The following is a 13,127-nucleotide window of genomic DNA, read 5'->3' as shown; positions in this document are numbered from 1 at the left end:
ACGGCACCCCTACTCGGGTGCGGGTCGCCGGGGCAGCATCGAGGATGGCGGTCGGGACTTGCCGGTCTCGTCCGACCGAACGCTGGCGGAAGGCAGGACATGACTCAGTACGCGTGGGCTGTGATCGGAGCAGGACCCGCAGGTATCGCGGCGGTGGGCAGGTTGCTCGACCATGGCATAGCCGGCCAGGACATCGCCTGGATCGACCCGGAATTTGCCGCCGGTGATATCGGCGGCAAATGGCGCGCCGTCCCCGGCAACACGCATGTGGCGCTGTTTCTCGACTATCTGAACGCGTCACCGTCTTTTCGCTTCGCCGAAGCGCCGCCCTTCGAGCTCAACGAACTCGATCCGCAGCAGACCTGCCCGCTGGGTGTGGTCGCCGATCCCCTGGTGTGGATCTCCCAGCAGCTCGGCGAACGGGTGCGGCCCCTCCGGACGACCGCGACCGATCTCGCACTGAGCAACGGGCAATGGAGCGTGCGCACCGAGCAAGGGGAGATTCGGTCGAAGAACGTGATCCTCGCAGTCGGCTCGGTTCCCAAGAAGCTCAACTACCCCGGGCTGGTGGAGATCCCGCTGGAAGCGGCTCTGGATCCCCGGCGGCTCGACGGGCCCGCCCTGGACGGGGCGACGGTCGCGGTGTTCGGTTCGTCGCACTCAGCCATGGTCGCGTTGCCGAACCTGCTGAGCACCGCGGCGCGCAAAGTGGTCAACTTCTACCAGAGCCCGCTGCGCTACGCCGTGCGCTTCGAGGATTGGACATTGTTCGACGACACCGGACTCAAGGGTCAGGCCGCCGCCTGGGCGCGGACGAACATCGACGGGGAGCAGCCGGCACGCTTGGAGAGGTGCCGGGTGAACAGCCCGGAATTCCAGGAGCGGCTCCAAGAGTGCGACCACGTCGTGTACACCGTCGGATTCGAACGCCGGCAGCTGCCGCTCACCCCACAGTGGGGGCCGCTGCAATACGACACCGCCAACGGGATCCTCGCACCCGGCCTCTTCGGGGTCGGTATCGCCTTTCCCGAGTACCGCATCCACCCACTCGAATCGGGCCAGTACCGGGTCGGCCTGCACAAATTCATGCAACGGCTGAACGACGTTCTACCGCTATGGCTGCACTACGGAGCAGGGCACAGCAACCCGGCACCGGAACTCGGCACCCTCGATCGGTGCGCGGCACCCGCATTCGCCAGTTGACTCGCTGTCTTGGGGCGCCGCGCGGACTACGGTGCGCCGGTGGCGCCGATGTGGCTGAGCAGGTCTCGGATAGCGCCGGCCGGTGGTGTGGCCCCGCCCACCCAGATGGCGCGCAGGTCACGGCGCAGGTTCAGCTCGGGCACTTCGACGGCGCGTAGTCGTCCGACGGTCAGATCGTCGGCCACCGCTAACCTGCTCATCACCGCCGGCCCCGCGCCGGCCAGCACGGCACCGCGCACCGCGGCAGCAGACGACAATTCCAATATTGGGCGGGCTTGTTCGGCAGCGTCGCCCAGGGCGCTGCGCAACGCCGCCGTCAGCGAATCGCGTGTCCCCGAACCCGGTTCCCGCGCGACCAGCGGTGTCTGGCTGAGTTCGGCTGCACTGACACCTTTTGCGCGGCGCGCCCACTTGTGCCCGGGCGGGACGATCACGACGAGATCGTCGTGCCCGATCACGCGGCTACGGAGCCCGGTGGGCACACCGGGGCTTTCGATGAAGCCAAGGTCCGCGGTCAGGTCTCGGACCGCCGATATCGCGTGTTCGCTGTTGGTGGCGGTCAGAATCACTTCCGGGGCGCCGCGGCCGCGTTGGGCGGCGGCCTGCAATCCCACCAGCCAGCGGGGCATCAGCTGTTCGGCGATCGTCAGACTTGCAACCACCCGAATTCGTTTGCGGCTTTCGGTTCGCAGCGACGCCAGTCCGGCGTCGACCTGCTGAGCGACATCCAGCAACCGGTCCGCCCACTGCGCGACAACGGCCCCGGCGGGGGTCAGTCGGGAGCCGCGCGGAGTGCGCACCACGAGTTGCACACCGGTCTGGGCCTCGATCGAGGTGAGCCGCGCCGAGACCGCCTGCTGGGTCAGTCCGAGCTCCCGCCCTGCGGCACCGAGGCTGCCTGTCTTGGCGATGGCCAGCAACACTTCGAACGCGGACAGTTCGGGCATGCGGGGGCCGAGTGCCATGACCCGATCCAATCACAAACATGCCTTGTGAGACTTAGGCGACGGGAGGTCTGCGCGGCCCGAGATCGGTCACCGCGGCGCCACCATGCCGATCACCGACCCGAGTGTGATGATGCCGAGTACAACCAGGACCACCCCGAGATAGGCGGGTGTGGGATGGCGGGGTAGCGGCGTGCCGCTGCGGATGGCGCGATCGGCCCGCTGCCAGCGGCGCAATCCCACCCCCGCGGCCACAATCGCCGACACGGCCAGCAGTCCAGCCAGCGCATGGCGCGCCCCGGTGATCTGCAGCGGGGGGATGAGTTGTACCGCGGCGACGGCGGCTGCCAGCAGACCGAGTGCGGTGCGCTGCCAGGCGAGGTAGGTCCGTTCGTTGGCGAGAGTGAACCGGTAGTCGGGTTCGGGCTCCGGATCGCGCCCGTTGACCAACTCGCGGCTGTTGTCGTCGATTTCACGCCGACCAGACATCTAACGCCCCCCGATCCAGTGCCGGTAAGGCGGCGGCGGGCGCCGCCCTTGTGTTCCGGGTCTGTGTCGCCATGCCTTTGATGGTTCCCGCCCGAAGATGCAGTCCGGTAGGGGTCTCGACGTTGGGAGGTCACCAACGCGTCTTGTGACTGTGGTGCAGCGCTCAGCAGGTCCGCGCTGCCGGGCCCATGCTCATCCGACCTCGCCGAGTGGCCACTTAATGCACCCAAACCACGAAAATCCGTGTCATAACTGACCACTCGGCGGGTGCCGATGTCTGGCGCGGTAAACCTCAGCCTTGACCGCTGACGCGATCTCCCGCAGGGTGGCCCACATCAGGTCGGGCCGGTCGCGGAGCGCACGGGCCGCGGCCTTGATCACCCGGCCCGTGGTGAAAAGTTGCGAGGGACGCAGGTCGTGGTTGAGCACGTCGAGGAGTTGTTGGGTTGCTGCCGCGTCCGCGGCGATATCGCGCAGCATGCGGGTAGCCAACGGGGTTGAAGCACCGGGTGTAGCCATATCGTGTGCGAACCAATACATTTCGTTGGCATCCCGATCACGCCATTGCCACCACCGCTGTAGCTGCACATCCAGGGACCCGCCGCTGGCGAACCCGGACGTGATGGATTCGGCGAGCCGCTGCACCTGCCGCAGGGCATCGGAGATGCCCTGGCCGGGGCTGGGATCTTTGAAGTGCCCGGCGTCGCCGACCAGCACCCAGCCGGGCCCGACGCTTTGGCGGAAGTAGCCGTGCCAATTGCTGATCACTCGAATGGGCCCCGCCCGGGTGGCGTCGGCCAGCAGGTCGGCCAACTCCGGCCACTTTGTTAATCCGTCGGTGAAGTGCCGATCCCGGTTGGTCTGGAAGTCGTCCCGATGAGCTCGGTCGATCGCGATGGCCGCCATGTACAGTCCACCGTCGGTAGGGCTCGCGAGGAACCCCTGATCGCCCCGCTTGCCCAGGCGCAAGCGCCCCTCCCGGTCGGCGACCCCATCGAAGTACGCCCAGGCGAATACTCGCCCCGCTGGTGTGCCCAGGTACTCGGCGGCGCCGGTTGCGGCGGCGACGGTCGAGTGGCACCCGTCCGCGCCGACCACCAGTCGGGTGGGCACCGGGCCGCGGTCGGTGTGCACGCCGCTCACCCGGCCCGCCTCGTCGCGCATCAATCCCGTCACCCGGCAACCCGTGCGGACCTCGGCGCCGGCGTGGCTGGCGGCGTCGACCAGCAGCGCATCGAGGGTCACCCGCCGCACACACAACCCCGGACTGCGGGTCTTCGCGTCGATGCGCACGTCGTCGTTAATCAGGGTGACCCGGTACAGCGGCACGGCGCCGGCGGCGCGGACGGCCTCGAGGACGCCGAGGTCGTCGAGGATGCGCACTCCACAGGGCTGAATGACGTGCGTGGACGGCGTTTCGCTGGGGAAGTGGGCCTTATCGAGCACGCACACCCGCAGGCCGTGGCGGGCCAGCATGATCGCCAGCGGTGAGCCCGCACAGCGGGCCCCCACGATCACCACGTCGAAATCGTCCACGAGCCCCTCCTGGGTCTTACCAGTGGTAAGTATGCCGCGGCCGGTGGAACTTATCAATGGTCAGATTCTGGCTAGGCTAATGGCCATGAGCACGGAACGGTCGCGGCCTTACCACCACGGTGACCTTGTTCGCGCGGCGATCGAGGGTGCCGTCGAAGAGGTCAACACGGTCGGAGTCGGGGCGGTCAGCATGAGGCGCATCGCCCGCCGGGCCGGGGTGTCGCATGCCGCGCTGGCCTACCAGTTCGGCGACAAGACAGGCATTTTCACCGCGGTTGCCGCCGAGGGATTTCGGCTGCAGGCCAAGACGATCGGCGGGGTCGCGACCGGACCCGACGGGTTCCTGTCCGGCGGCCAGGCCTATGTGCAATTCGCCGTCACCCACCCCGGATATTTCGAGGTGATGTTTCGGCCCTACCTGTACCGAGCCGATGACCCCGCCCTCGTCGCCGCCCGCGAAGCCGCCTTCGACCTCCTCTACGGCAGCGCCCGCGCCAGCTTGCAGGCACAGCGGAAGGCGGCGGTCAGCGACGACGATGTCCTTGGTGTGGCGATGGCCGGCTGGTCGATAGCGCACGGATTCGCGACCCTCTTGTTGACCGCTAACCTTCCCGAGCGCCTCCAAAACGATCCCGCCGCCAGCGTTGGACTGCTGATGCAAGGCGTCGTCACGCTCGGCGACCTGGTCCGGGGCCGGGCCTAGCCGAAGTGACAACCGGGTGGGATCGCCGAGTGTGCAGTTAACGAACGCGAGCAGCGAAAAGCCGTGTCACAACCACACACTCGACGCGGCGAGAAGGCGTATCAGATCCCTCCGCGGGAGACCAACTGCGCGGCGATCACATTGCGCTGGATCTCGTTGGTGCCCTCGCCGACGATCATCAGCGGCGCGTCGCGAAAGTAGCGTTCGACGTCGTACTCGGTGGAGTACCCGTAGCCGCCGTGGATACGGACCGCATTGAGCGCGATCTCCATGGCCGCCTCGGAGGCGAACAGCTTGGCCATCCCGGCCTCCATATCGCAGCGCTGCCCGCTGTCGTAGCGCTTCGCGGCGTACCGGGTCAGCTGGCGGGCGGCGGTGAGCTTGGTGGCCATATCGGCCAGGTAGTTGCCGACACTCTGGTGCTTCCAGATCGGCTGGCCGAAGCTCTGCCGGGTCTGCGCGTAGGCCAACGCGTCCTCCAGCGCCGCGGTGCCCACCCCCAGCGCCCGCGACGCGACCTGGATGCGGCCGGTCTCCAACCCCTTCATCATCTGGGCGAACCCCTGGCCGGGCGCCCCGCCCAGCACCGCGGCCGCGGGCACCCGACACGCGTCGAAGTTGAGCTCGCAGCTCTCCACCCCCTTGTAGCCCAGCTTGGGGAGATCCCGCGACACCGTCAGCCCCGGACACGGGTTGTCCACCAGCAGCACCGAGATCCCCTGGTGCCGCGGGGTGGCGCTCGGATCGGTTTTGCACAGCAGCGCGACGAGCCCGGAGTAGCGGGCGTTGGAGATCCAGGTTTTGGAGCCGCTGATCACCAGGTCGTCGCCGTCGGGCAGCGCGGTGGTGGTCATGTTCTGCAGGTCGGAGCCGCCGCCGGGCTCGGTCAACGCCATGGTGGCCCGTAGTGCGCCGGTGGCCATCGCCGGCAGGTAGGTTCGCTTCTGCTCCTCGGTGCCGAACAGGGTCAGCAGTTTGGCGACGACGGTGTGGCCACCCATCGCCCCGGCCAGGCTCATCCAGCCGCGGGCCAGTTCCTGGGTGACTTCTACGTAACACGGCATCGACACTGGTGATCCGCCGTACTCCTCGGGAATCGCCAGGCCGTAGATGCCGATGCGTTTCATCTGCTCGATCCAGGCCTCCGGATAGGTGTTGGCGTGCTCCACCTCCCGCACCGTCGGCTTCACGTCACGGTCGATGAACTCCCGCACCGTGGCGACCAGCAGGGCTTCTTCCTCGCTTAGTTCGCTCCTCATCGATCACCTTCCGCGCGCCCGAGCCTGTACCGCCATACTGACAGGCGTGCACAACGGCGGTGGACCCTACTTCGACGACCTGACGGTGGGCCAGGTGTTTGACGCGGTGCCGGCGATGACGCTGTCGGCGGGGGCGGCCGCGGTGCATCAGTCGATCCTGGGCGACCGGCTGCGGCTCTCGCTGGATGGCGTCCTCGCTCATGCGGTCACCGGCGCGGTCGCACCGCTGGCCCACCCGGCGCTGGTGTGCGACGTGGCGATCGGGCAGAGCACGCTGGCCACCCAACGGGTCAAAGCCAACCTGTTCTACCGCGGCCTGGTCTTCCACCGGTTCCCGGTGATCGGGGACACCCTCTACACCCGCACCGAAGTCGTTGGGCTGCGGGCGAACTCCATTAAACCGGGCCGGGCGCCGACCGGGCTGGCCGCGCTGCGGATGACCACCATCGACCAGGCCGACCAACTGGTGCTCGACTTCTATCGCTGCGCCATGCTGCCGGCCAGCCCGGATTGGAGCCCCGACGCGGGCGGCGGCGACGATCTGTCCACGATCGGCACCGACACCGCCGGGCCGGTGCCCGATCCGGCCGCCGGCTGGGACGCCGAGGAGTTCCGCCGCCGGGTACCGGGCCCGCATTTCGACCCCGGCCTGGCGGGTGCGGTACTGCACAGCACCGCCGACGTGGTCTCCAGCGCCCCGGAGCTGGCTCGCCTCAGCCTGAATATCGCGGCCACCCACCACGATTCACGACCCGGTGGCGGGCGGCTGGTGTACGGCGGGCACACCATCGGGCTGGCGTTGGCGCAGGCGACCCGGCTGCTGCCCAACCTGGCCACCGTGCTGGGCTGGCAATCCTGCGACCACACCGGCCCGGTGCGCGAGGGGGACACGCTCTACAGCGAGCTGCACGTGGAATCCGCCGAACCCGTCGCGCAGGGCGGCGTGCTGGGATTGCGGTCGCTGGTCTACGCGGTCAGCGGAGCAGCCGACGAGCCGGATCGGCAGGTACTGGACTGGCGGTTCACCGCGCTGCAGTTCTAGGCGCGAGCAGCTATCCATTGCGCCGATTGTGTGGTTGCATACGCTCTGCGGCAATGGGGCGTATGGCACCGCACCGTGACGGACACTCTGGCTCGCGACGCCGCCGAAAAGGGATTTTGCTGGGGGCACCCCCTCTGGGGGACTGCTCGCGGGACGACGGGACAATGAACCGATGGGCTCGCTGGGCATCCCCGACGCGGCGCTGACCCACGCGCAGCGGGTCGCCGACGCGATTGCCGCCCGGATCGGCGACCTCGGCGGACGGCCGATCGGCATCGACGCCGCCGAAATCCTCACCGGGCGCGCGGCGCTGCTGGGATTGCCGGCACCGGGCCGGGTTTCGGCGGGCGGCGCGTCGCGGTTGCTGGCCAGCGCCGACGGCTGGTGGGCGCTGACGTTGTCGCGTCCCGACGACATCGACGCGGTGCCCGCGCTGCTGGAACTATCCGAGGTGGGACCCGACCCGTGGCCCGCGCTGGCCCGGGCGTCGACGGCGGCTCGCGGCGCCGACCTGGTGGCCCGCGCCCGACTACTGGGCATGCCCGCCGCCCTGCTCGGCGAGTGTGCACCGGGGGAGCCGACGGTGCGGCCCCACACCGCCCCGGCCGGTCGCCCGCTGCCCACACTGTTGGTGGCCGACCTGTCCTCGATGTGGGCCGGTCCGCTGTGCGGGCGGCTGCTCGCGGCCGCCGGCGCCACCGTCGTCAAGGTGGAAACCCCGGGCCGCCCGGACGGCACCCGCGCCGGGCACCCCGGCTTCTACGACTGGGTGAACAGCGAAAAGCTCTCGTATGCCGTCGATCTCGACGCGCCCGAGCTGGCCGAGCTGCTCGCGGTCGCCGACGTCGTCATCGAAGGATCACGCCCGGCCGGGTTGGCGCGCCGCGGGCTGGGCGCCGATCAGACACCGGCCCGGCCCGGCCGGGTGTGGGTCCGCATCACCGGCTACGGCCCCGCGCATCCATGGGTCGCGTTCGGCGACGACGCCGCCGCGGCCGGCGGGCTGGTCACCGCCGGTCGGGACGGGCCGCTGTTTTGCGGCGACGCGATCGCCGACCCGCTGACCGGGCTACAGGCCGCCGGTGCGGTGCTGGACAGCCTGGCCCGCGGCGGCGGCGAGATCGTCGACGTCGCGATGGCGGCCGTCGCCGCAACGTATGCCGCGCTACCGTCCGCCTCCGGTGCTGCCGCGCCCCGGCTGCCGACGCTGCCGCCGCGGCCGGCCCGCCCGCTGGGCGCGGACAACGCGGCGGTGCGCCGCCTGGTCGCCGAACGTCGTCTCCCATGCTGATCCGCCGCGGCACCCTGCTGGACGGGCGCAGGGTCGACGTCCGGGTCGACGACCGGATCCAGGAGGTTGCCGCCACGCTGGACCGGCGTGCGGGTGAAGAGGTTCTCGACGCCGGCGGCGGGACCGTGTTGCCCGGGTTGCACGACCATCACCTGCATCTGCGCGCCGTCGCCGCCGCGCTGGATTCGCTGCGGGTCGGGCCACCGGTGGTGCGCACCAAAGCCGAGCTGGCACAGGCCCTATCGAGTGCGACAGCCGGCGCCGACGGCTGGATCCGAGCCGTCGGCTACCACGAATCGGTGGCCGGCGAACTGGGCCGCGCGGTGCTCGACGCACTGCTGCCGGCGACGCCGCTACGCATCCAGCACCGCAGCGGCGTGTTGTGGATCCTCAACTCCACGGGCCTGATCCGTATCGGGCTGGCGGATCATCCCGACGGTCGGCTGCGCAGCGCGGACCGCTGGTCGGATGCGTTACCGCGCCGCGACACCGACCTGACCGCGCTGGGTCGCCAGCTCACCGCCTTCGGTGTCACCGGCGTCACGGACGCCACACCGGATCTGGACGCCGACGACATGGTCGCACTGATGGTGGCTCACCGTCGCGGTGACTTCCGACCCCGGCCGCGTTTCCTGGCGCCGGGCAAAAAGATCCTGCACGACGATGCGCTGGATCTCGACGGGTTGACCGACTGGATTCGCGATCGCCACCGGGACGACAACCCGGTCGCCCTGCACTGCGTGACCGCCGCCCAGTTGGTGGTGGCCATCGCCGCGCTGCGCGCCGCGGGCCCCGATCGGCGCGACCGTATCGAGCACGCCGCGATCGCGCCCGACGACACCCTGGCGGACCTCGCCGACCTGGGTGTCACCGTCGTCACCCAACCCAATTTCGTCGCCGAACGCGGCGACCAGTATGTGGAAGACGTTGCCGCCGACGAACAGCCGCAGCTGTGGCGGCTGGCCGCGCTGCTGGCCGCCGGGATCCGGGTGGGCGGCAGCACCGACGCGCCGTTCGGCGCCCTCGACCCGTGGGCGGCGATGCGCGCCGCCGTGCACCGCACCACCGACTCCGGTGCGGTGCTCGGACCCGACGAACGCATTCCGCCGATACGGGCGTTGCAGCTCTTTCTCGGTCATCCCGACGACCCCGGCCGACCGCGGGCCGTCGCGCCCGGGCAGCCCGGCGACCTGTGTGTGCTGAGCGTTCCCCCCGCCGAGGCGCTTCCCGACCTGGCCTCCGACATGGTGGCCGCCACCATCATGGGCGGCGCGGTCGTCAACCCGTGACCCGGTGAGCGTGCGGAAATACGGTGATTAGCCCGGCGTGTCGGCCGGGGACACGCACGCTCGCGGGGGAAGGAGCTCAGAACGGCAGGTCGCGGAAGGGGGCGTCGCGGTACGGGTCGGGCTCTTTGGGCAGGCCCAGCACCCGCTCGCCGATGATGTTGCGCTGAATCTGGTCGGTGCCCCCACCGATCGACGTGAAATACGCGTTGAGCGTCCTAAACGTCACCGCGTCACCGACCGGGTTGTCCGGACCGCACAGCATCGCCTCGGACCCGACGATCTCGGTCTCCACCCGGGCGGTCTCGTGCAGGATCCGCGACATCGCGATCTTGCCCAACGCCAGCAGGGTGGCGGCCTCCGCGCGGTCGCCGGTGGCCTTGGCCCGCTGGGTGTTCCAGCGGTTGACGGTGGCCAGCGCATCCACCCGGGCGATCTGCTGACGGATTGCGGCGTCGTCGAGCCGGCCCGCGTCGCGCGCCAACTCCACCAGCTCGTGCGGCTTTTCGTCCTGCAGCCGCCGGCTGTCCTTGGTGGTGCGGGCCAAATCGCCCATCAGCCGGCGTTCGTAGCCCAGCGCCACCTGCAGCACGCCCCACCCGCCGCCGGGCTCACCGACCCGGTTGGCGTCGGGCACCCGGGCGTTCTCCAGGAACACCTCGTTGAACTCCGATTCCCCGGTGATCTGGTGGATCGGGCGCACCTCGACCCCGGGTTGGCGCATCGGCAGCATGAAGAAGGTGATGCCCTGATGTTTGGGTACGTCCCAGTCGGTGCGCGCGACCAGCAGACCGTAGTCGGCGGTGGTGGCAAACGACGTCCACACCTTCTGCCCATTGATAACCCAGTCGTCGCCGTCGCGGTCGGCGCGGGTGCGCAGCCCGGCCAGATCCGACCCGGCGCCGGGTTCGCTGTAGAGCAGGCACCACTTGCTCTCGCCGCGCAGCGACGGCGGAATCAGCCGTCGCTGCTGTTCCTCCGAACCGCAGTCGTGCAGGGTGCAGGCGAACAGATTCGCCCGGTCGTGCCCGGCGCCCGGCGCCCCGGCGGCGTTGAATTCGGCGGCCACCAGCCGGGATTGCCGATCCGGCAGGCCGCGGCCGTATCGGTCCGGTTCCCAGCTGGGCACCGCCCAGCCGGCGTCGAGCACGGCCTGGGCGTAGCCGGCCCGGTCGACACCGGGGAACCAGTTGGCCGCCAACCAGTCCCGGACCTCGCTGCGGAGCTCGTCATCAGTCACGTGTCACGCTCCGATCTGCTGCAGGTAGCGCTCGCGGTGCCAGGACGGGCTACCCAGCAGCTGGGCGTCGCTGCGGGCGCGGCGCAGGTACAGGTGAGCCGGATGCTCCCAGGTGAACCCGATGCCGCCGTGCACCTGAATGTTGGTGGCCGCCACGAAGACGAAGGCATCCGAGCAATACGCCTGAGCCAGCGCCAGATCCGCCAGCCGTGACGGCGACTGCGCGGCGAACGCGGCCGCGACGAACCGGGCGGCCGAGGTGGCGGACTCGGCCTCCAGCAGCATGTCGGCGCACAGGTGTTTGACGGCCTGGAAGCTGCCGATCGCCCGCCCGAACTGGTAGCGGGTCTTGGCGTAGTCGGCGGCCATCTGCGCGGCGCGCCGCGCCGCGCCGGCCTGCTGGCCGACCAACGCGACCGCGGAGCGGTCCAACGCCGCGGTGAACGCCTCGGCGCCGACGCCCGGTCGGCCGACCAGCCGCGCCGGGGTGTCGACGAATTGCAGCCGGCTCTGCTTGCGGGTGGCGTCCACGGTGGTCAGCGGCACCACGTCCAGGCCGGCCGCGTCACGCTCGACGGCGAAGATCGCCGGGCCGGCGTCGGTGGCGGCCAACACATACAGCAGGTCGGCGGCCGCGGCGTCCAACACGAAATGCTTATAGCCGGTGACGTGCCAGGCGTCGCCGATGGCGCCGGCCGACGTGGCGATCCGGGCCGGCAGCCGGGCCGAGCCGTCCTCGGCGTAGGCGATGGTCGCGATCAGCTCACCGGCGGCGATCCGCGGCAACACCGCCGCCTGCTCGGCCGCGTCGCCGGACTCGGTCAGCAGATGCACCGCCAGCACGGCCGTCGCCAGGAACGGGCTGACCAGCAGGGCCCGGCCCATCTCCTCGGCGACGATGCCCAGCTCGACCGGCCCGGCGCCGGCGCCGCCGTGCTCTTCGGGGATCAGCAGCCCCAGCAGGCCCATCGCCGCCAGCTCCCGCCACACCGCCGGGTCGACGCCGGTGTCGGTGGCCATCAACGCGCGCACATCGGACTCGGTGCAACGCTTGGCCATCAGGTCGGCGACGGCGCGCCGCAGGGCGCGCTGCTCGTCGGTGGCCGCAAACGACATCGCCCTACCCCCCGGTGAACGCCGCGCCCAGGCTCGCGCACTGGTTGGCGAAAAATGCTTGGGACACCCCGGCCTTGGGGACCAGCAAATCGAAACCATGGAAGGCGCCCGCGACCTGCTCGACCTGGCAGGGCACCCCGGCCTGCCGCAGCCGCTCCGCGTAGGCCAGGTCTTCTTCGTAGAACAGGTCGAGGGTGCCGACCCCCAGCCAGGCCGGGGCCAGCCCGCCCAGGTCGGCGCGCCGGGCCGGCACCGCGAGCGCCGGGTCGGCGCCGCCCAGATACGCCGTCCAGCCGAACCGGTTGCTGCGCGCATTCCACAGCCGGTAGTCCGGGTTGCCGGGCAGGTCCGCGCTGCGATCGTCGAGCATCGGATATGTCAGCAGCTGCAGCACCGGTGCCACCTCGCCGCGGTCCCGGGCCAGCAGTGCCAGTGCCGCCGCCAGCCCGCCGCCGGCGCTGGCCCCGCCGATCGCCACCCGCGCCGCATCCACCGCCGGCAGCCCGGCCAGCCAGGTCAACGCCGCGTAGCAGTCGTCGAGCGCGGCGGGGTAGGGGTGTTCGGGCGCCAGCCGGTAGTCCACCGACGCGACCATCACCCCCAGTTCGCGGCTGAACCGGCGGCACAGCCCGTCGTCTTGGGCGGCCTGGCCCAGCACGTAACCGCCTCCGTGCATCCACAGCAGCGCAGGCCCCGGGTCGCCGCCGCCGTGCGGCGGCCGGAACAACCGGATCCCCACCCCGGAGGGCAACGTGAGCAGCTCAACGTCTTTGGGGGTGCGACGCCCCTGCAGCATGGTCAGCCGCCGTAGCAACGGCAGGCTGCGGGGGCTCACCAGCGCGCGGGGCGCGACGCGGGCAACGCGACGAAGGTCGGGATGGAATGCGGTGCTCGGCATCGGTTCAGTATTACGCCATCGCCGGGGGCGGCGGCCGACAACCCGGCCGGATCGGCGGGGGAGCGCGACCCCGCCGCGGTACGCTCCGGGGATGACGGCGCCAGCGCAGACCCGCTACCC

General features: G+C 70.4%; 12 protein-coding genes. 5 read left to right on the top strand and 7 right to left on the bottom strand.

The genetic code is table 11. The annotated features are described in order from the left end of the window. Positions 1-99: 99 nt before the first annotated feature. Positions 100-1,203 (top strand): FAD/NAD(P)-binding protein, encoded by a 1,104-nt coding sequence (locus BKN37_RS03775; RefSeq protein ID WP_071021724.1) that lies wholly within the window; start codon positions 100-102, stop codon positions 1,201-1,203. A 26-nt stretch (positions 1,204-1,229) separates the two neighbouring features. Here the strand turns inward: BKN37_RS03775 and BKN37_RS03770 are convergent, their stop codons facing one another. The 3 genes from BKN37_RS03770 to BKN37_RS03760 form a co-directional block, all read right to left on the bottom strand. Next, positions 1,230-2,168 carry a LysR family transcriptional regulator gene (locus BKN37_RS03770; RefSeq protein WP_071021721.1) on the bottom strand — a complete coding sequence of 313 codons (939 nt, stop codon included), beginning with the start codon at positions 2,166-2,168 and terminating at the stop codon, positions 1,230-1,232. 69 nt (positions 2,169-2,237) lie between these two features. After that, positions 2,238-2,636 (bottom strand): YidH family protein, encoded by a 399-nt coding sequence (locus BKN37_RS03765; protein WP_071021718.1) that lies wholly within the window; start codon positions 2,634-2,636, stop codon positions 2,238-2,240. Positions 2,637-2,882: 246 nt separating this feature from the next. Further along, positions 2,883-4,172, bottom strand: coding sequence for an NAD(P)/FAD-dependent oxidoreductase (locus BKN37_RS03760; RefSeq protein ID WP_071021714.1), 1,290 nt, complete (start codon positions 4,170-4,172; stop codon positions 2,883-2,885). An 85-nt stretch (positions 4,173-4,257) separates the two neighbouring features. On the opposite strand from BKN37_RS03760, the gene BKN37_RS03755 reads away from it, so the two are divergent. Beyond that, positions 4,258-4,875 carry a TetR/AcrR family transcriptional regulator gene (locus BKN37_RS03755; RefSeq protein WP_071021860.1) on the top strand — a complete coding sequence of 206 codons (618 nt, stop codon included), beginning with the start codon at positions 4,258-4,260 and terminating at the stop codon, positions 4,873-4,875. A 101-nt stretch (positions 4,876-4,976) separates the two neighbouring features. Here the strand turns inward: BKN37_RS03755 and BKN37_RS03750 are convergent, their stop codons facing one another. After that, positions 4,977-6,134: an acyl-CoA dehydrogenase family protein gene (locus tag BKN37_RS03750; protein ID WP_071021711.1), complete on the bottom strand. Its 1,158-nt coding sequence runs from the start codon at positions 6,132-6,134 to the stop codon at positions 4,977-4,979. Between the two features lie 46 nt (positions 6,135-6,180). Between BKN37_RS03750 and BKN37_RS03745 the strand changes: the two genes are divergently transcribed. The 3 genes from BKN37_RS03745 to BKN37_RS03735 all read left to right on the top strand — a co-directional run bounded on the left by BKN37_RS03745 (position 6,181) and on the right by BKN37_RS03735 (position 9,756). Next, complete coding sequence (locus BKN37_RS03745; protein WP_242657068.1) at positions 6,181-7,176, top strand: MaoC family dehydratase; 996 nt, start codon at positions 6,181-6,183, stop codon at positions 7,174-7,176. 172 nt (positions 7,177-7,348) lie between these two features. After that, complete coding sequence (locus BKN37_RS03740; RefSeq protein ID WP_071021708.1) at positions 7,349-8,467, top strand: CoA transferase; 1,119 nt, start codon at positions 7,349-7,351, stop codon at positions 8,465-8,467. After that, positions 8,461-9,756, top strand: coding sequence for an amidohydrolase family protein (locus BKN37_RS03735; protein ID WP_071021705.1), 1,296 nt, complete (start codon positions 8,461-8,463; stop codon positions 9,754-9,756). Before BKN37_RS03740 ends, BKN37_RS03735 begins: the two co-directional genes overlap by 7 nt. Before the next feature lie 76 nt (positions 9,757-9,832). Here BKN37_RS03735 and BKN37_RS03730 read toward each other — a convergent pair whose 3' ends face one another. From BKN37_RS03730 to BKN37_RS03720, 3 genes are read right to left on the bottom strand one after another with little or no spacing between them, the layout of a single operon-like run. Further along, a complete protein-coding gene (locus BKN37_RS03730; protein ID WP_071021702.1) occupies positions 9,833-10,993 on the bottom strand; it encodes an acyl-CoA dehydrogenase family protein in 1,161 nt (386 codons plus the stop codon). A 3-nt stretch (positions 10,994-10,996) separates the two neighbouring features. After that, positions 10,997-12,109 (bottom strand): acyl-CoA dehydrogenase family protein, encoded by a 1,113-nt coding sequence (locus BKN37_RS03725; RefSeq protein ID WP_071021700.1) that lies wholly within the window; start codon positions 12,107-12,109, stop codon positions 10,997-10,999. 4 nt (positions 12,110-12,113) lie between these two features. Beyond that, positions 12,114-13,007, bottom strand: a complete 894-nt coding sequence (locus BKN37_RS03720; RefSeq protein WP_071021696.1) for an alpha/beta hydrolase — start codon at positions 13,005-13,007, stop codon at positions 12,114-12,116. Positions 13,008-13,127 lie beyond the last annotated feature (120 nt).

Source organism: Mycobacterium talmoniae, from assembly GCF_001854525.1.
Classification (GTDB): domain Bacteria; phylum Actinomycetota; class Actinomycetes; order Mycobacteriales; family Mycobacteriaceae; genus Mycobacterium; species Mycobacterium talmoniae.
Note: the sequence above shows the minus strand (reverse complement) of the source record. Positions and strands in the feature narration are given on the sequence as shown.